The organism is Campylobacter sp. BCW_4323 (assembly GCF_001763115.1).
Lineage (GTDB): Bacteria > Campylobacterota > Campylobacteria > Campylobacterales > Campylobacteraceae > Campylobacter_D > Campylobacter_D jejuni.
In genome coordinates this window covers 68,293-85,525 of the sequence record NZ_MJYC01000087.1, presented here as the reverse complement: position 1 = coordinate 85,525, position 17,233 = coordinate 68,293, and the positions used below count along the sequence as shown (strand labels likewise).

Annotated in this window: 15 protein-coding genes and 1 pseudogene; 11 read left to right on the top strand and 5 right to left on the bottom strand. The window is 32.4% G+C overall.

Annotated features, from left to right (window positions below; all coding sequences use genetic code 11):
- Window positions 1-35: 35 nt before the first annotated feature.
- The 6 genes from AJN60_RS08865 to AJN60_RS08840 all read left to right on the top strand — a co-directional run bounded on the left by AJN60_RS08865 (window position 36) and on the right by AJN60_RS08840 (window position 8,181).
- Window positions 36-1,496 (top strand): hypothetical protein, encoded by a 1,461-nt coding sequence (locus AJN60_RS08865; protein ID WP_070240383.1) that lies wholly within the window; start codon window positions 36-38, stop codon window positions 1,494-1,496.
- A 239-nt stretch (window positions 1,497-1,735) separates the two neighbouring features.
- Window positions 1,736-2,986, top strand: a complete 1,251-nt coding sequence (gene purD / locus AJN60_RS08860; RefSeq protein WP_002861945.1) for a phosphoribosylamine--glycine ligase — start codon at window positions 1,736-1,738, stop codon at window positions 2,984-2,986.
- Window positions 2,983-3,435, top strand: a complete 453-nt coding sequence (locus AJN60_RS08855; protein ID WP_002871012.1) for an RDD family protein — start codon at window positions 2,983-2,985, stop codon at window positions 3,433-3,435. The genes purD and AJN60_RS08855 overlap by 4 nt, the downstream gene beginning before the upstream one ends.
- Complete coding sequence (locus AJN60_RS08850) at window positions 3,425-5,473, top strand: LPS-assembly protein LptD (RefSeq protein ID WP_070286293.1); 2,049 nt, start codon at window positions 3,425-3,427, stop codon at window positions 5,471-5,473. Before AJN60_RS08855 ends, AJN60_RS08850 begins: the two co-directional genes overlap by 11 nt.
- 69 nt (window positions 5,474-5,542) lie before the next feature.
- Window positions 5,543-7,702, top strand: coding sequence for a polyribonucleotide nucleotidyltransferase (locus AJN60_RS08845; RefSeq protein WP_052949410.1), 2,160 nt, complete (start codon window positions 5,543-5,545; stop codon window positions 7,700-7,702).
- Window positions 7,699-8,181, top strand: coding sequence for a DNA-deoxyinosine glycosylase (locus AJN60_RS08840; protein WP_070274396.1), 483 nt, complete (start codon window positions 7,699-7,701; stop codon window positions 8,179-8,181). Before AJN60_RS08845 ends, AJN60_RS08840 begins: the two co-directional genes overlap by 4 nt.
- A 36-nt stretch (window positions 8,182-8,217) precedes the next feature.
- On the opposite strand, the pseudogene AJN60_RS08835 reads toward AJN60_RS08840, so the two are convergent.
- Together AJN60_RS08835 and AJN60_RS08830 are read right to left on the bottom strand one after the other, a co-directional pair.
- Window positions 8,218-8,867: pseudogene (locus AJN60_RS08835) on the bottom strand (DUF4230 domain-containing protein).
- Window positions 8,868-8,884: 17 nt separating this feature from the next.
- The gene (locus AJN60_RS08830) at window positions 8,885-10,069 is read right to left on the bottom strand and encodes an MFS transporter (RefSeq protein ID WP_070240375.1); all 1,185 of its coding nucleotides are present in this window, start codon (window positions 10,067-10,069) and stop codon (window positions 8,885-8,887) included.
- 53 nt (window positions 10,070-10,122) lie between these two features.
- On the opposite strand from AJN60_RS08830, the gene AJN60_RS08825 reads away from it, so the two are divergent.
- Both AJN60_RS08825 and AJN60_RS08820 read left to right on the top strand, forming a co-directional pair.
- Window positions 10,123-10,578 carry a low molecular weight protein-tyrosine-phosphatase gene (locus AJN60_RS08825; RefSeq protein ID WP_002861952.1) on the top strand — a complete coding sequence of 152 codons (456 nt, stop codon included), beginning with the start codon at window positions 10,123-10,125 and terminating at the stop codon, window positions 10,576-10,578.
- A gap of 251 nt (window positions 10,579-10,829) precedes the next feature.
- Entirely contained in the window at window positions 10,830-12,134 is a 1,305-nt protein-coding gene (locus tag AJN60_RS08820) for a major outer membrane protein (protein ID WP_070286292.1), read from the top strand.
- Between the two features lie 117 nt (window positions 12,135-12,251).
- Here AJN60_RS08820 and dnaJ read toward each other — a convergent pair whose 3' ends face one another.
- On the bottom strand, window positions 12,252-13,376 hold the full coding sequence (dnaJ, locus tag AJN60_RS08815; protein WP_070286291.1) for a molecular chaperone DnaJ: 1,125 nt from the start codon (window positions 13,374-13,376) through the stop codon (window positions 12,252-12,254).
- A gap of 154 nt (window positions 13,377-13,530) precedes the next feature.
- On the opposite strand from dnaJ, the gene AJN60_RS08810 reads away from it, so the two are divergent.
- Genes AJN60_RS08810 through recR form a run of 3 tightly spaced genes read left to right on the top strand, consistent with a single transcriptional unit; the run spans window position 13,531 to window position 16,006 of the window.
- A complete protein-coding gene (locus AJN60_RS08810; RefSeq protein ID WP_002861955.1) occupies window positions 13,531-14,202 on the top strand; it encodes a response regulator transcription factor in 672 nt (223 codons plus the stop codon).
- Window positions 14,199-15,434 (top strand): ArsS family sensor histidine kinase, encoded by a 1,236-nt coding sequence (locus tag AJN60_RS08805; protein ID WP_044780121.1) that lies wholly within the window; start codon window positions 14,199-14,201, stop codon window positions 15,432-15,434. Before AJN60_RS08810 ends, AJN60_RS08805 begins: the two co-directional genes overlap by 4 nt.
- Window positions 15,434-16,006, top strand: a complete 573-nt coding sequence (gene recR, locus AJN60_RS08800) for a recombination mediator RecR (protein WP_070286290.1) — start codon at window positions 15,434-15,436, stop codon at window positions 16,004-16,006. Before AJN60_RS08805 ends, recR begins: the two co-directional genes overlap by 1 nt.
- Here recR and AJN60_RS08795 read toward each other — a convergent pair.
- Both AJN60_RS08795 and cybH read right to left on the bottom strand, forming a co-directional pair.
- Window positions 16,003-16,539, bottom strand: coding sequence for a HyaD/HybD family hydrogenase maturation endopeptidase (locus AJN60_RS08795; protein WP_070286289.1), 537 nt, complete (start codon window positions 16,537-16,539; stop codon window positions 16,003-16,005). The two genes, recR and AJN60_RS08795, sit on opposite strands and share 4 nt — an antisense overlap.
- A complete protein-coding gene (gene cybH / locus AJN60_RS08790; protein WP_002855770.1) occupies window positions 16,536-17,228 on the bottom strand; it encodes a Ni/Fe-hydrogenase, b-type cytochrome subunit in 693 nt (230 codons plus the stop codon). The genes AJN60_RS08795 and cybH overlap by 4 nt, the downstream gene beginning before the upstream one ends.
- Window positions 17,229-17,233 lie beyond the last annotated feature (5 nt).

Genomic DNA, 17,233 nt, shown 5'->3' with positions numbered 1-17,233 from the left:
GCTAGAATTTATTTAAGAAATTTCAAGGAAGAAATATGCATGGAAAAATAGCTATTTATATGGATTCTACAGGACGTGGAACCGTTACAAACTCAGCAAATACCTTTTTTGACTTCAATCGCCAAATTTGGAATGATAAAAAAAGTATGCCAAGTGTTGGTATGCTTGTGGAATTTAGAACTCTTTCTAGCGAAAAAAAAGCAGAAGACGGCAAGCCCGTTCAAACAAGCAAAACCATAACGGGTATAAAACCTTCAAAATTTCAAGAATTTAAAGAAGGGGATTTTATCACTGAGCATGATTTTTGGAAAACTGATAATGATGATGAATTAGAAGACTTGCAAAACTCAAGAAGAAGTGCTTATATAACAGAACTCTATAGAACAACAGACTTTGACAGTATAGAAAAAATTCCTCTTTCTTTTACTATACCTCAAGCTATACAAAAATATTTTGCCCATGAAATTTTATCCGTAGAAACGCTTCAAGCCAATCTACAAGATGAAAAGGAAATTCCTTGCATACTTGATTATCTTATACTTAAAAGATTTTTATTTAAAGCTTATGATACTTTAATTTTTATGGATAATAGCATAGACCAAACCCAATTTAGCGCGTTAAAAAGTATCATGATGCATTTAGAGAATTCATATAAGCAAATGATAGCTGATCAAAAACCAAATATCACTAAAATTTTTAACGAAACTTTTTTATCTTTGCAGTGTCATTACCAAGCTTTAGTAGCCACCATAGATACAAGAAAAAATCGTCTAGCCTCACTTGAAGCACAAATGAAAACTTTACAATCTGAAATAAATCTTAAAAGTAATGCGGCCAATGTAGACCCTGAAAAACTTAAAGCACGACAAGAAAGATTGGCTAAGCTACAAAAAGAAGCAGAATACTACAGAACAACACTAAAAAGACTTGATGCTATAAGGGAGGATTTTTATAAGAAAAATTACAATATTTTCGAAAATGCTTTTAAGCTTTCACGAGAAAAGCTCTTTAAAAAAATTGTCACAGGTTTAAATCTATGTGCAACCATAATGGATGTTAAAATTTGGCACTTATCTTTAAAATCATCAGGGGTTAAAAATTCTTATTTTACTATGAGCAATATAGAAAATTCTTTCTGTTCTCTTTCTTTTGCAGAACATTACTTAAGTCGCTTAAATAAATCCGCTCTAAATCCTTTTGACCAAAAACTTTTAGTGTATATTCAAAAAATTACAAAAGAACAAAGAAAAAAATTTTTAGTTGTCACATCGGATTTAGATTTATTATGCAAATTAAAAATTGAAAACTTTTCACAAAATCCATATTATTTAGTAAAATACGCACCTAAAAAAGTGAATTATCAGTCTTTAATGCGTGATAACACCTTTGATATAGTCTATATTGATGAAAAACATGTTTGGGAAAATGTTGCCGATATTATTTTACAAGGAAAGCATTTTGACAAATCAGGAAAAACCAAATTTAAACTGATTTAAGACATAGAAATTTAAGCTAAATTAAGCTATAATTTCCTTGCCTAAACAGTTTGTGGTATTTAAAGTGATCCAACACATTTTTATTAACTGCGATTGTGTGATTTACCGTGTTCTGTGGCATCGTTTGAGCTTTGAAAAAAGCGAGAAGTTGCAGCCTTTAAAAATTACCTAGCGGTTTTCTTTGACTTTTTGGGGTCAATCTTTGTTAAACGGCTGTTTGGGTTTAAAAGGAGATATAAATGAAAATAATGATTTTGGGTAGTGGTGCAAGAGAATATTCTATTGCTTTAGCCTTAAGAAGAGTAGACAAAAATTTAGAGTTTTATTTTGCTCCTGGAAATGGCGCTACCGAAAGTCTTGGAACAAATTTAAACCTAAAAGATCCAGTAGTTTTAGCAACCTATGCGAAAGAAAAAGGTTTTGATCTTTGTATAGTAGGAAGTGAAAGTTTTTTAGCTGAAGGTGTTGTAGATATTTTTAAACAACAAGGACTTGCTATTTTTGGGCCAAGTAAAGCTGCTGCAATGCTTGAAACCTCAAAATCTTTTATGAAAAGCTTTCTTAAAAAATACCGTATCAAAACAGCCAAATTTTTAAACACAAATGATATTGAAAAAGCAAAAAATTTTATACATAGTTTAACCCCTCCTATAGTAGTAAAAGCCGATGGACTTTGCGCAGGAAAAGGTGTTATCATAGCTAAGACTCATGAAGAAGCCATAGAAGAAACAGCTAAAATGCTGAGCGGAGAAAGCTTTGGAGATGCTGGAAAACTCGTTGTAATTGAAGAATTTTTAGATGGTTATGAATTAAGCATTTTTGCAGTATGTGATGGCAATGATTTTGTTTTACTTCCTGTAGCACAAGATCACAAAAAATTACTCGATAATGATCAAGGGCCAAATACTGGCGGAATGGGTGCTTACGCTCCTAGCTCTTTAGCGAATGAAAGCTTGCTTAGAAAAGTTCAAAAAGATATTATTTTACCGACTTTAGCAGGCATGAAAAAAGAAGGAGCGGAATTTTGTGGTGTTTTATTTATAGGTGCTATGATCGTTGGAAATAAACCTTATGTATTAGAATTTAATGTTCGCTTTGGCGATCCTGAATGTGAAGTTTTAATGCCTTTAATCGAAAATCCTTTGGAGCTTATTTTAGCTGCTACTCAAAGACGCTTAAGACACACAAAAATCAAAATCAAAAAAGAATTTGCAGTAGGGGTTGTATGCGCGAGTGAAAACTATCCTTACAAAAGTTCACCAAAAAGTGAAATTACTGTAAATAACATTCCTGAAAACTCTCATATCTCTTATGCTGGAGTAAGCCTAGAAGATGGCAAATTAATGGCTGATGGTGGAAGAGTTTTGGTTTGCGTTGGCACAGGAAAAAGTATAGAAGAAGCGCAAAAAAATGCTTATAAACTTTGTGATAATGTAAATTTCAAAGGAAAGCAATACAGAAAAGACATCGCTCATCAGGTTCTTAAATGAAAGAAAATTTACAAGACCGCTTAGAGCGTGAAAATCTAAAAATAGCAAGTTTTGGAAAAAGAGTTCTAGCTTTTTTAATCGATGATATGATTATTTCTTTGATTGTGTTTATCATTTTTTATGATCGTCTAATCCAAGCAAAAGATTTATTTGAAACAACTCAAATTATAGGAAATTTTTATCTTGGCTTCATCTTGCTTCATTTTAGTTATCAAGCAATTTTTACTTATCTTTATGGGGCAAGTTTGGGAAAAATATTATGCAAAATTATCATCTTGGATGAAAATCTTCTTGACAAACCCAATCTCATCCAAAGTTGCATCAGATCTGCCATAAGACAGGTTAGTGCTATGGCATTTATGCTTGGATTTGCTTGGGCTTTAAGCAATGATTTACGTAAAGCTTGGGAGGATTATCTAGCAAGGACAATAGTAGTCGATGTGGCGTAAATTTTCCTTATTGCTAGGAACTAGCATAGCTTTAAGTGCAGCACAAGTTGATATTTACGCTCTTGATGCAAAAAAAGAAGGTGATATTCTTACTGCAAACAATGATGTTATTATTTTTTCTGATTTTTATTTCATCACTGCCAATAAAGCAATTTACAATGAAAAAACCGGAGATGTTGAGCTTTTTGGCGATGTTAACATCCTAAGGGGACAAAACGAAAGATCACATTCTGATTATGCTAAAATCAACCTAAATTCCAATCAAGCCGATTTTAGTAATTTTTTCTTTTCCAATAACAATCTTGAAGTATGGTTTCAAAGCAAAACAAGCCATCTAAATGATAAAGTCTTTGAAAGTAAAATTTCAGCAGTTTCAAGCTGCAATGTTGAAGATCCTGATTGGGAAATTCGTTTTTCAAAAGGCTGGCTTAACCGGGAAACCAATTTTGTTCATCTTTACAATGCAAGATTATATGTTAAAAATACCCCGGTTTTTTATCTACCTTATTTTGGATTTAGTGCTGATACTCATAGACAAAGCGGGCTTTTAATCCCAAAAATCGTTTTAAAAAGTAGCGAAGGCTTATACTATGAACAACCTATTTATATAGCCACTCAAGAAAATTGGGATTTAGAACTTGATCCACAAATTCGAACAAACCGTGGTTTTGGACTTTATTCTACTTTAAGATTTCTTGATTCTCCATATTCAACAGGAGAATTAAATTTTGGTGCTTTTAGGGAAAATAGCTCCTATTTTCACGATGAAAATTTGAAAAATCAAACCCACTATGGAATAGAACTAAAATACTCAAGAGATGATTTAATCAAATCTTTACTCAGCGATAATTTTCAAGAAGGTCTATGGATAGATGCAACCTATCTCAACGATGTGGATTATTTAAATTTAGGAAGTAGAGATTATCGAGATCTTAACTCGCTTGTAACCTCCAAAATCAATTATTTTTTAGCCGATGAAAACAATTTTTATGGAGCTTATGCAAGATATTATATCGACACATCTAAACTTAGCAACAATACAACCTTGCAAGAATATCCAAGCTTTCAATATCATAGATTTTTAAATAACCTTTTTGATGAACGCTTGCGTTATTCATTTGATACTTCATTTCATAATTTTTACCGTCCTGCTGGTTCTTATGCAAATGAGTTAAATTTAGACTTGCCTATCTCGTATCACAATGCTTTTTTTGGAGATTTTTTACACTTTACTTTTACAGAAAGATTTTATGCTTCTTTTGTAAATTATAGCAACGATCCCGAAAGAAACCATGAGCATTATTTTAGAAACACTCATGATTTTAATCTCTACACCGATCTTTCAAAAGCTTATGAAAATTTCTTTCATACTTTAAATTTAGGGGTGAATTACGTTTTACCAGGAGCAAAATCAGGTAAAATCACGCAAGATTATCTTGAAGAATACGACAAAGAAAATGAACATACAAGTCTTTATGCTGTGCAATATTTCTATAACAACGAAGGACAAAAAAAACTCAAACACAGATTTTCACTTGACTACCTCAATAAACAAAATGAATTCTATGAACTTGAAAATCTTTTAACTTATTATTTTAATGAAAATATCAATCTCAACAGCGAAGTGCTTTACTCTTATGAACAAAGTCGCTTTACCAATGTCATCAGCCAAATAGAAGTCAATACAAATTCAAAATTTAATTGGATGTTTTCTCATGCTTATCAAAACGATGAGTATGGAAAATATAGCTTTATTGGTACAAGAGCAAATTATATTGCCACACCTAATTACAATTTATTTGGTGGAATTTGGTTTGATACCCAAAGAGCTCATGCAAACATGTGGGAACTTGGCTATACCTACCAAAGAAAATGTTGGAACTATTCTTTAATGTATAGAGAAAGAATCGATCCACAACTCACAAGTGGTGGTATCACAGCTAAAAATCAAAGCGGAGTTTATTTTATTTTCAACTTCTATCCTTTAGGAGGAGTAAAATACGATTTCTCTTTAGCAGAAAGTGAAAACAAAATTTAAAAAGGATGAAATTTGCTAAATATTTTAAAAAATTTTACGAATTTATTATCTGGTAAAAAAGGAAAAATAATGCAATACAGCATAGAAATTAACAAAAATACAGAAATATTTGATATAGATAAAGTCGCCAAACAAGCTGCTGGTGCTGTTTTAATGAGACAAGGCAAAAGCGTTGTTCTAGCTACAGTTGCAAGAGAAGAAAAACAAGTTGAAGAAGATTTTTTACCTCTAACCGTCCAATACATCGAAAAAGCTTATGCCGCAGGAAAAATCCCTGGTGGCTATGTTAAAAGAGAAACCAAGCCAAGCGATGCAGAAACCTTAACAGCACGTATTATCGATAGAAGCTTACGCCCTCTTTTTCCAAAAGGCTATGCTTATCCAACTCAAATCGTTGTGATGGTTCTCTCAGCTGATCCTAAAGTAGATTTGCAAGTAATGAGCTTAAATGCCGCAAGCGTGGCACTTTATCTTAGTGATATACCTATGAAAGCTCCAGTATGTGGTGTTCGCATAGGAAAGATAGATGGAAATTTCATACTCAATCCAAACAATGAAGAGCTTCAAAATAGCACTCTAGATCTCTATGTAGCAGGTGTAAAAGATGAGCTTTTGATGATAGAAATGAGAGCCTTACCTGATCAAAAAGAAAATGAAATTTTTATCGAAGCTCCTTATGCTGATGTTTTAACTCAAACCACTTCACAAAATATGAATGAACTTAGCGAAGATGAAATTTTAGAAGCTCTAAATTTAGCTCAAAAAGCTATATTAAATGGTTCAAATGCTTATGAAGAAGCCTTTAGCAAACACAAAAAAAATTCTCAAATCGAACTAAAAAATGAGATTGAACATCCTGAAATTTTAGCTTTTATAGAAAATAATTTCCAAAAACAAATCAAAGAAGCCATCAACCAAATGGCAAAAAGTGAAAGAGCAAGCGAACTAAATAAAATCGCTAAAGAAATTTTAAATCTTGAAATCGCTAAAGACTGGAGCGAAGAAAGTATCTTAAATACCTTAGCTAAAGTCAAACGCAAACTTATTCGTGAGCAAATTTTAAATGAAGGCAAAAGAGCTGATGGTAGAAGTTTAAACGAGGTGCGTCCTATCAGTATAGAAACCAATATCTTGCCAAACGCTCATGGCTCTTGTCTTTTCACTCGTGGACAAACTCAAGCTCTAGTGGTTGCAACCTTAGGCGGAGAAAACGATGCTCAAATGATAGACTTGCTTACAGAAAAAAATCCTATAAGCGAACGCTTTATGGTAAATTATAATTTTCCAGGTTTTTCAGTAGGCGAAGCAAGTCCTATCAAAGCTCCAGGAAGAAGAGAGCTAGGACATGGAAATTTAGCCAAAAGAGCACTTTATCCAAGCATAGATGAAAACTATCCTTATGTAATCCGCTTAGTCAGTGAAATTTTAGAAAGCAATGGCTCAAGTTCTATGGCAACGGTTTGTGGCGGATCTTTAGCCCTAAAAGCAGCAGGAGTGCCAAGCTTAAAACTTGTTGCAGGAGTAGCCATGGGGCTTATCTTTGAAGATAGCAAATTTGCTGTTTTAACAGATATCATGGGACTTGAAGATCATGATGGGGATATGGACTTTAAAGTAGCAGGAAGCAAAGACGGCGTTACTGCTCTTCAAATGGATATAAAACTAGGCGGAATCGATCAAGAAACACTAAAACAAGCTTTATACCAAGCCAAAGAAGGAAGAATTCACATCCTAAATATCATGGAAGAAGCCGCCAAAGAAATCGTAGTCAATGAAGAAGTTTTACCTAAACTTGAGCTTTTTAGCGTTGATCCTTCAAAAATCGTTGATATCATAGGGCAAGCTGGAAAAACCATCAAAGAAATCATAGAAAAATTTGGCGTTTCTATAGACTTAGATCGCGAAAAAGGTGAAGTAAAAATAGCAGGTAATCAAAACGAACAAATCAAAGCCGCAAAAGACTACATCATAAACATCACAAGCTCTCAAAAAGGAACTAAAAAAGGCTCTAAAGACAAAGATATATCAGACTTTGAACTTGGGCAAGAATTTCAAGGTATTGTTAAAAAAATCGCTCCTTTTGGAGCCTTTGTGGAACTTAAAAATGGTGTTGATGGTTTATTGCATAGTTCAAAAAGCAAGCATCTTAATTTAAGCGAAAACCAAAGCTTAAAAGTTAAAATCAGCGAAATTAAAAACGGAAAAATTTCTGTGGATTTGTGCGAGTGAGTGAATTTCTAACTCATCCTTTTGAGCCTTTTTTTGACAAGGATTCTAAAATCTTAATTTTGGGCTCTTTTCCTTCTATTAAATCAAGACAAGACGGCTTTTATTATCAACACCCAAGAAATCGTTTTTGGCCTATACTAGAAACACTTTTTGATGTAAAATTAGAAAATATCACAGAACAACAAGCCTTTTTAAGAAAAAAACATATCGCTCTTTGGGATGTACTTCAAAGTTGCAAGATAAAAAATTCAGATGATAAAACCATAAGTTATGCAAAAGCTAATGATTTAAACCTGATCCTTTCTCAAGCCAAAATCCAAGCCATTTTTACCACCGGACAAAGTGCTTATAAATTTTTTACTAAATTTCACTCTCATTTAAAAGCCGTAGCCCTACCCTCAACTTCTCCTTCAAATTTAAATTTTTCTTTTGAACAGCTTTTACAAAACTATGAAATAATCAAAAAATTTACAAAATAACAAACTAAGCATCACTCAAGCAAGAAAAGAAAAAAGCTAGTTTACATCTAGCTTTTGCGTGTTATCCTTAAATTCAAATTCCACTCTCTTAGCCCCAAAACCTTTAGCAATAGCTTCTAAAGTATCCTTAGCACTTTTATGAATTTTGCTTTCTAAATTTTGGATAAGATTTAAAGACAAGTCTTTAACCTCATCTTTGGCTTCTTTTATGAGTTTGTTTTTATCACTTTCGCTAAAATTAATTCCCGTACTATTGATAGAATCAGGCAGTAAAAAAGGTAAAAATTTAGCATTTTTTTCATCATAAAATTTCATATCTATGATGCTGTGTTTGTATCTACACTCTGGCATGATGATCTTATAAGCATCGTCCCCTAAAGGCAAAATATCAAAGTTTTTATCCCTTAAATCATACAAGAAAGTGATCTCAAATTCAAAAATCAAAGCAATCTGTCTTTCACTCAAAGACCATCCTAAAAGATTTTTCCAAATTCCATTAAAAGCACTATCTTTTTTAGTGACAATCTCTTTACTAAAAACCTGAAAAACACTTAATTCTCCTATGGATTTAAGCTGCAACTTTGCGTGCTTTTTTCTTCTATTTTAGGGCTTTTATACTGCCTAAAAAGCACTACAAACAAAAGCACAAGCAAAATCATCACTAAAACAAATAAAATCATTTCCATTTTAAACCTTTCTAAATTTATAAACCTTGATTTGAAAAGATATATTTTTTCTCAAACGCTAAGAAAATAAAAGCATTAATGATAAAAATCAAACACACAAAAGTAAAAACAAATTCCACGCTAAAATGCGAAGCCATAAGCCCTCCACCAAAAGCACCACAAAAATTTCCCAAAAATTGACAAGTTTGATTAAAACCAAAAATCACACTTAAATTTTTAGCACTCACGCTTTTTTTAAGCAAGGCATTCACACAAGGCAAAAGCCCTCCAAGCCCTATACCTATAAGCAAACGCACAAAAATAAGCATATAAACATTACTTGCTACAGCCTGCAAATAAAAGCAAATTCCACAAAATATCAAAGCTCCAAAAATAATCTTACTAGGCCCTATCTTATCAGCGATTTTTCCAAGTTTTGGTGCGAAAAAAAGATTGCTAATCCCACTTGCAGCCACCACTATACCCGCCCAAAGAGCTAAAGTTCCACCTTGATGAATTTGCTCAACATAAATACTTAAAATCGGCATCACTCCAAAAGTACCAAATTGTATCACAAAAGTAGTGATAAAAAGAACGATGATAAGGGTTTTGTTTTCTTTTACTTTTTGGGTATTTTTCTTCGCCTCTTTTTGAATTTTTCTTTCATGGATGAAAAAATAAATCGTCACAAAAGAACAAGCGATCAAAAAAGCCACCACATCAAAAACCGCACTAATGCTAAAAAATTCAGCCACAAAGCCACCAAACAAAGGCCCAAGCAAACTTCCACTTATAGAAGCCGTAGAAAGAGTTCCTAAAGCATAAGCGACTTTTTCTTTAGGCGCTATTACAGCGATAAACACAACAGCAGCAGAAGTAAAACCTGAAATTACTCCTGTTAAACCCCGCACAAAAACCACTTCTAAAGCACTATGAGCAAAACTGAGCCATAAGGTTAAAACCGACATCCCAAAACTTGCACGAAGAAGCATATTTTTATAACCATACTTTGCACCTAAAAAAGCCCATAAAGGCGAAAAAACAGCCATAAAAAGCGGAGTGATCCCAAAAGCAAGTCCTGAATAAAACGCTATTTCACTCGTATTAACATGTCCTAGTTCTTTGATATAAAAAGGCAAAATCGGAGCGATTTGACTAAGCCCCATACTTGTGGTAAAAACACCAAACCAACACACAAGCAAAGTTCTATTGAAATTTTCCATGGATTTATTGTATGATATTTTTTATAATTTTTAATTAAAACTCAAGGATAAAAATGAAAAAAATACTCTTTATATGCTTAGGCAATATATGCCGTTCACCTATGGCAGAATTTATCATGAAAGATCTTGTCAAAAAAGCAAATTTAGAAAAAGAATTTTTTATAAGCAGTGCTGGAACTTCAGGAGAACACGATGGAGAAGGTATGCACTATGGTACCAAAAACAAGCTTGCCCAACTTAACATAGAACACAAAAATTTCATAAGCAAAAAACTCACTCAAAAGCTTTGCGATGAAAGCGATTTTTTAATCACTATGGACAATTCCAACTTCAAAAATGTTTTAAAAAACTTCACCAACACCCAAAACAAAGTTTTAAAAATCACTGATTTTAGTCCTAGTCTAAACTATAATGAAGTCCCTGATCCTTGGTATAGTGGGAATTTTGATGAAACTTATAAAATTTTATCCCTAGCTTGTAAAAATTTACTTGTTTTTTTATCAAAATAATTTAAAACAACTATATATTACTTCTCGTTTACTTTTTAGACTTATACTTCTAAACGAACCGAAAAACATTCATAAGAAAAACTCCTTAAAATTACACGCCTAGCTTAAATCCCTTTAGCTAGGCTTTTCTTTAGATGTTTTTATCCTTCAGATTTAAAATTTTTACTATTTTAAGTGCTTCTTAAGAAAAAACTCCAAATTTATGTGCTACAATTACGATGTTTTATTAATTTTTGACAAGGAGAATTCTCATGAAACTAGTTAAACTTAGTTTAGTTGCAGCTCTTGCTGCAGGTGCTTTTTCAGCAGCTAACGCTACTCCACTTGAAGAAGCGATCAAAGATATCGATGTATCTGGAGTATTAAGATACAGATATGAAAGTAGCAATCCATGGAGCAATGATAATTATGGTTCTGGTATTTCTGGTAAACAAGATCATAAATACAGAGCACAAGTTAACTTTAATGCCGCTATAGCTGATAACTTCAAAGCTTTTGTTCAATTTGACTATAATTCGAAAGATGGTGGTTATGGTGAAAATAGCATCAGCAACACAAGTGATACCTTAAGTGTTCGCCAATTATATTTAACTTATACAAATGAAGATGTTGCAACAAGCGTAATTGCTGGTAAACAACAACTAAACACTATCTGGACTGATAATGGAGTTGATGGTTTAGTTGGAACAGGTATTAAAGTAGTAAACAACAGCATCGATGGTTTAACTCTAGCTGCTTTTGCAGTAGATAGTTTCAACGAAGCTTCAGACTCTACTGTAATAATCACTCAAGATCCTGGTAGTAACAAAATTACAGGAGTTCAATTTAATCGTGGAAATCCTCAAGGTGATAGCGATACAAGCGGTGCTTTAAACTGGGATAAAAATCTTTATGGTGCTGCTGCCATAGGTTCTTATGAATTCTTAGGTGGACAATTTAATCCTCAATTATGGTTAGCTTATATGAGTGATAATGCATTCTTATATGCTGTAGATGCAGCTTATAGCACAACTATCTTTGATGGAATCAACTGGACCATCGAAGGTGCTTACCTAGGAAATTCCTTGGATAGCAAACTTAAAAATGCACTTTCAAATCAAGCAGCTAACGGTAATTTCTTCGCTTTAAGAGGTAGTGTTGAATTAAATGGTTGGGATGCTAGCCTTGGTGGTTTATACTATGGTAAAAAAGATAAAGTTACTTTAACCACAATTGAAGATCAAGGTAATCTTGGCTCTTTGCTTGCAGGTGAAGAAATTTTCTATACTAATGGTTCTAATTTAAATGGCGATATTGGTAGAAATATCTTTGGTTATGTAACTGCTGGATATACTTTTAATGAAACAGTTCGCGTTGGTGCTGACTTTGTATACGGTGGAACAAAAACAGGGGAAATTGGCAATGGTGGTAAGAAACTTGAAGCTGTTGCAAGAGTAGATTACAAATACTCTCCAAAACTTAACTTCTCAGCATTCTACTCTTATGTAAATGTTAATACAGATCCTGAAAGCACTCATCACGATGCTGTAAGACTTCAAGCTCTTTACAAATTCTAAAAAGTTTTCAAGTCTAACTTCAAGGCGGGGTTTTACCCCGCCTTTTTTTATGCCTGATTTTTAAAACTTAAATTTATATAAAAAAAGATTTTCCCAAGCTAAAAAGCTTTAGGAAAATTAGGACTTAAACCAATTAGCGATTTTTTCAAAAAGCCCTTTTTGCTCTTGATGCATACCATCTTTGATACCAAAACTTTCACTTAGTTTTTCTAAAAGTTCTTTTTGTTCATCGTTTAAAGAAGTTGGGAATTTGATAGAAATTTGAACGATTTGATTTCCTATGCGAGAACTATGAACATCTTTTACTCCTTCTTTTTCAAGAACAAATCTTTGCCCATCTTTAGCACCCTTTGGTAAATTTAAACTTGCTTCACCGCGTATGGTAGGTACTTTGATACTTTGTCCTAAAATAGCTTGAGTAAAAAACACTGGAAATTCTATATATATATCGTCATCATCTCTGATAAAAGTATCATCTTCGGCAGCAATGATCTTAACATACATATCCCCTCTAGTGCCATTTTTTAAGATATTGCCTTTAGCATTGACACGAAGTTTCATACCTGTATCTACACCTTCTGGGATATTAAGTTCTACACTATCTTTGCTTTCATTATAACCTAAACCTTTACAATCGCTACATTTTTCACTAGCCTTTTCTCCACTTCCTTGACAATCAGGGCAAGTTTGTGCAAAAGTGATAAAACCTTGAGAAATTCCAACCTGTCCTCTACCTTGACACTTTGGACAAGTTTGAAGTTTTCCATCTTTAGCCCCTGTTCCATTACAAGTTTTACAAGAACATTTATAAGTAAAATCTATATTTTTCTTGCAACCAAAAACCGCTTCTTTAAAACTTAATTTTAAATTAACGATAAAATCGGAAGGGATTTTCTCATCATTTGAACTCTTTCTACGACGCGATGATGAGCCAAAGCCTTCTCCAAAAAAACTAGAAAATATATCTCCTAAATCCTCAAAACCACCAAAACCTGAGCTATTAGAACCAAATCCACCGCCTTTTAAAGCATCTTTTCCATATCTATCATAAATAGCTCGCTTTTCATCATTGCTTAAAACTTCATAGGCTTCATTAACAAGCTTGAATTTATCTTCTGCTTCTTTATCGCCTTGGTTTCTATCGGGATGGTATTTTAAAGCCATTTTTCTATAGGCTTTTTTTATGGTTTCTTTATCAGCACTTTGCGTGATTTCAAGAATTTCATAATAACTTATTTCCACATTATTCCTTTAAAAAATTTAAAATTTTGCTAGAATTTTAATCTTAAAAATTCAAAAATCTAATTTTAGCAAAAATAAAATCAATAATTTATCAAATTTTAAATAAAATTATGCAAATATTATAAATCTTAGATAAAATTTAAAGGATACTAAAATGATTAATGTGTTGATGATAGAAGATGATCCTGATTTTGCGCAATTATTATCTGAGTATTTAGCGCAGTTTAATATTAAAATCACAAATTTTGAAAATCCTAAAAGCGCCTTAAATGTAGGCGTTCAAGGCTATGATTGCCTAATCTTGGATTTAACTTTACCAGGAATTGATGGTCTTGAAGTTTGTAGAGAAATCAGACAAAAAAGCAATATTCCCATTATTATCTCATCAGCTAGAGGCGACTTAAGCGATAAGGTTGTAGGGCTTCAAATTGGTGCTGATGATTACCTACCAAAGCCTTACGATCCAAAAGAAATGTATGCAAGGATTATGAGTCTTATTCGTCGCACAAAAAGAGTTGAACACGCAAATAATGAAAATATTAATTCTGCTTTCAAAATCGATGAGAGAAGGCATGAGATCACCTATGAAGATAAGGTTTTAACACTTACTCCTGCTGAGTTTGAAATTTTAGAATACCTTATCCAGCAGCACGGATATAGCGTTTCAAGAGAACAGCTTGTAAGTCGCTGTAAAAATCTAAAAGATAAAGATTCTAAAAGTCTTGATGTTATCATTGGTCGATTAAGAGTAAAAATAGGAGATAGTTCAAAATCTCCAAAACATATTTTTTCTGTTAGAGGTATAGGATATAAACTAATAGGATGACAAAAAATTATTCTATTTATACCAAGCTAATTATTTTATTTGTTGTTACTTTTTTCTTAGTTTGTGTGCTTTTTATCGTTCTTTTGAAAATAGAAGGAAGTGCTTACAACGAAGAAGAAAGTTTAAAACAAGAAAATCTTATAAAAAATTTACTCATCTCCTATGAAAACACTTCAGGTGCTAAAATAGGATCCTATCTTGAAAATAGCGGTTTTAATACTATACAAAATCCCTATCTTGTAAAAAGCATAAGAAATAATGGACAATCACTTTTTAAAGCAAATGGAGAATTTTGCACCCTTTCTTCTTTAAAATATCATAGCAATCTTTATTTTGATGTTCAATGTAAAGATTTTGATGGCTTATATGAAGAAAATACTAGCGATAGAGTTTATAATCTTTTATTAATAGGATTTTTTTCTTTTTCTTTGTTGGTTGTTTTTATGTATTTTTCGGTATTAAAATCTTTAGAACCTTTAAAAAAATTAAGAAGGCAAGTTGCTAAAGTTGCAAATGGGGAGCAACCTGATTTTTTAGATTATCAAGAAGATGAAGTAGGCAAAATCGCCTTTGAATTTCAAAAAGCTTTTAAAAAAAATCAAGAATTAATCCAATCAAGACAACTTTTCCTAAGAACAATTATGCATGAGTTAAAAACTCCTATAGGAAAAGGGAGAATCATTTCTGAAATGATCAAAGAAGACAGACAAAAAGAAAGACTTATCGCTATATTTTTACGTATGGATTCTTTGATCAATGAATTTGCCAAAATCGAAAATTTATTTTCAAAAAACTACAACTTACACTTTAAACCTAGTCGTTTTAGCACTATACTTGAGGAAGCTAAAGAACACCTTATGAGAGATGATTTTAATAAAGTTGTAAAAGTTGATATTAGATATGATGCTTTAATCAATGTTGATATGGAAATTTTCTCTGTAATTTTAAAAAATCTTATCGATAATGCCTTAAAATACTCAAACAATGGCACTTGTGAGCTTTTTTGTTGTAAAGAATGTTTTACTATTAAAAATCCAGGCAAGCCTTTAGCAGAGCCTATAGAACATTATCTTGAAGCTTTCGCAAGAGAAAAACACAATCAGGTTAAAGGTATGGGGCTAGGACTTTATATAGTTTCAGAGGTATGCAAACTGCATAATTTTGATTTGATTTATTTTTATGATGATGGAAAGCATTGCTTTAAAATTTTCTTTGGAGATAAAGAAAAATAATGGCAAAAGGCCTAGAAAAATTCAACGAACTTGTTGAAAGTTTTGCAAATTTACCTACCATAGGAAAAAAAACCGCCATAAGGCTTGCTTATCACCTTTGCATAAATAATCAAATCGATGGTATGAAACTCGCACACAATATAGAAAATGCTATCCGCTTTATAAAACCTTGTGAGCAATGCGGTGCTTTAAGTGAAAATGAGCTTTGCGAAATTTGCAGCAATGAAGAAAGAAATAAAAACATTTTATGTATAGTTGAAAGCCCAAAAGATATACTAACACTCGAAGAGAGTCAAAGTTACAATGGGCTATATTTTGTTTTAGATGGGTTAAATGAAGAAAAACTTGAAAAACTAAAGCAAATCATACTTAAGCTAAATATCTCTGAGCTCATTTTTGCATTGACACATAGCATTAATTCTGATGCAACTATCTTTTTTATAGAAGATAAATTTAAAGGCTTAAACCTAACTTTTAGTAAAATCGCTCAAGGAATTCCAAGTGGTGTAAATTTAGAAAATGTGGATTTAATCTCTTTAAATAAAGCTATGAATTTTAGAACAAAAATTTAGAAATTTTTATAAGAAATATCGGCTAATTCTTGCAAGGAAAAATCCGCAATCTTCTCATAAACAAAACCTTCCTTGTTTAAAAAATCAAGTAAAGTTTTTTCCATGATTTTAACCCCTTGTATAAGCTCATCTGAGAGCTTAAAACTCATCGCTTCGATACGCTTTGGCACACAAGCTAAGATGTGTGTTTTAGGCAAATCTCCTGCAAGTTCCATGTATTGCAAGGTTTGAAGCATTTCTATTTCATGAGCACTTCCACTCCAGCTAATTTTATTAGGCATAGCATCATAAGGAAAGAAAAATACATCTCCTATACTCGCATCTTGCGCTTCTATGCAGTCTAAAACGATAAGTCTATCGTACCTAGCGATGATATAGCTAAGTTGCAAAGCCAAAGTTCCACCATCAACAAAATCTAAAGTAAATTCAGGATGAGTGAATTTGTAGTTTTTTTCAAGTTGTTTGCAAAGATGAACGCCTAAGCCTTCATCTGCAAACATGATATTGCCTATTCCAAGGACTAAGAATTTCAATGCTTTTCTTCTTTTACAAATTTATATCCGCTAATAATAGCATCCATAGCACCATCTTTACCTTTTACTGCGTTAAAAATCGCCATGTAAATATGTACTGGTACAAAAATCATAATCACCCACATCAAAATTCTATGATAAGTTCTTACATCAGCCAAACCGCCCATTGCAGCTTCAAGTGGTCTTAAAATATGATATAAAAGCCCACCTAAGCCCTCATGGTAAGTATGAGTATAAAGAATAAGCCCTGTAAGAATGATACCTAACATCACAAGATAAAAGAAAAAATAAGTTACAAATTGCAAAGGATTATAAACCCCTTTTAAATGCGGATGTTTTCCTAAGAAAATGTAAAATTTTACTTGTTCTATCCATAATTTGATATTAAAAATATCCCATACACTTCTGCGTTCTTTTGCACTCACCTTGTCACAAAAAAACAAATATACTTTAAAAATAATACAAGCGATTAAAACAAAACCCACCGCTTGATGTACTAAACGGTATTTTGCTTGCATAAAATTTACGGGTTCGCCGTTACTAATAGGACTTTGAAACACATAAGAAAGATAATATCCTGTGCCAATAAGAATCACTATAGCAATAGCTCTTACCCAGTGCGTTAAACGCAAACCTATGCTAAATTCATATTCAGCTTTTCTTTGCAATTTTTCTTCTTTGTTTTGCATGAAAG

What these genes read in the sequence shown, in the direction of transcription:
- AJN60_RS08865 (WP_070240383.1), top strand. Translation starts at nt 36, where the DNA reads ATGCATGGAAAAATAGCTATTTATATGGATTCTACAGGACGTGGAACC.
- purD (WP_002861945.1), top strand. Translation starts at nt 1,736, where the DNA reads ATGAAAATAATGATTTTGGGTAGTGGTGCAAGAGAATATTCTATTGCT.
- AJN60_RS08855 (WP_002871012.1), top strand. Translation starts at nt 2,983, where the DNA reads ATGAAAGAAAATTTACAAGACCGCTTAGAGCGTGAAAATCTAAAAATA.
- AJN60_RS08850 (WP_070286293.1), top strand. Translation starts at nt 3,425, where the DNA reads ATGTGGCGTAAATTTTCCTTATTGCTAGGAACTAGCATAGCTTTAAGT.
- AJN60_RS08845 (WP_052949410.1), top strand. Translation starts at nt 5,543, where the DNA reads ATGCAATACAGCATAGAAATTAACAAAAATACAGAAATATTTGATATA.
- AJN60_RS08830 (WP_070240375.1), bottom strand. Translation starts at nt 10,069, where the DNA reads ATGGAAAATTTCAATAGAACTTTGCTTGTGTGTTGGTTTGGTGTTTTT.
- AJN60_RS08825 (WP_002861952.1), top strand. Translation starts at nt 10,123, where the DNA reads ATGAAAAAAATACTCTTTATATGCTTAGGCAATATATGCCGTTCACCT.
- AJN60_RS08820 (WP_070286292.1), top strand. Translation starts at nt 10,830, where the DNA reads ATGAAACTAGTTAAACTTAGTTTAGTTGCAGCTCTTGCTGCAGGTGCT.
- AJN60_RS08810 (WP_002861955.1), top strand. Translation starts at nt 13,531, where the DNA reads ATGATTAATGTGTTGATGATAGAAGATGATCCTGATTTTGCGCAATTA.
- AJN60_RS08805 (WP_044780121.1), top strand. Translation starts at nt 14,199, where the DNA reads ATGACAAAAAATTATTCTATTTATACCAAGCTAATTATTTTATTTGTT.
- recR (WP_070286290.1), top strand. Translation starts at nt 15,434, where the DNA reads ATGGCAAAAGGCCTAGAAAAATTCAACGAACTTGTTGAAAGTTTTGCA.
- cybH (WP_002855770.1), bottom strand. Translation starts at nt 17,228, where the DNA reads ATGCAAAACAAAGAAGAAAAATTGCAAAGAAAAGCTGAATATGAATTT.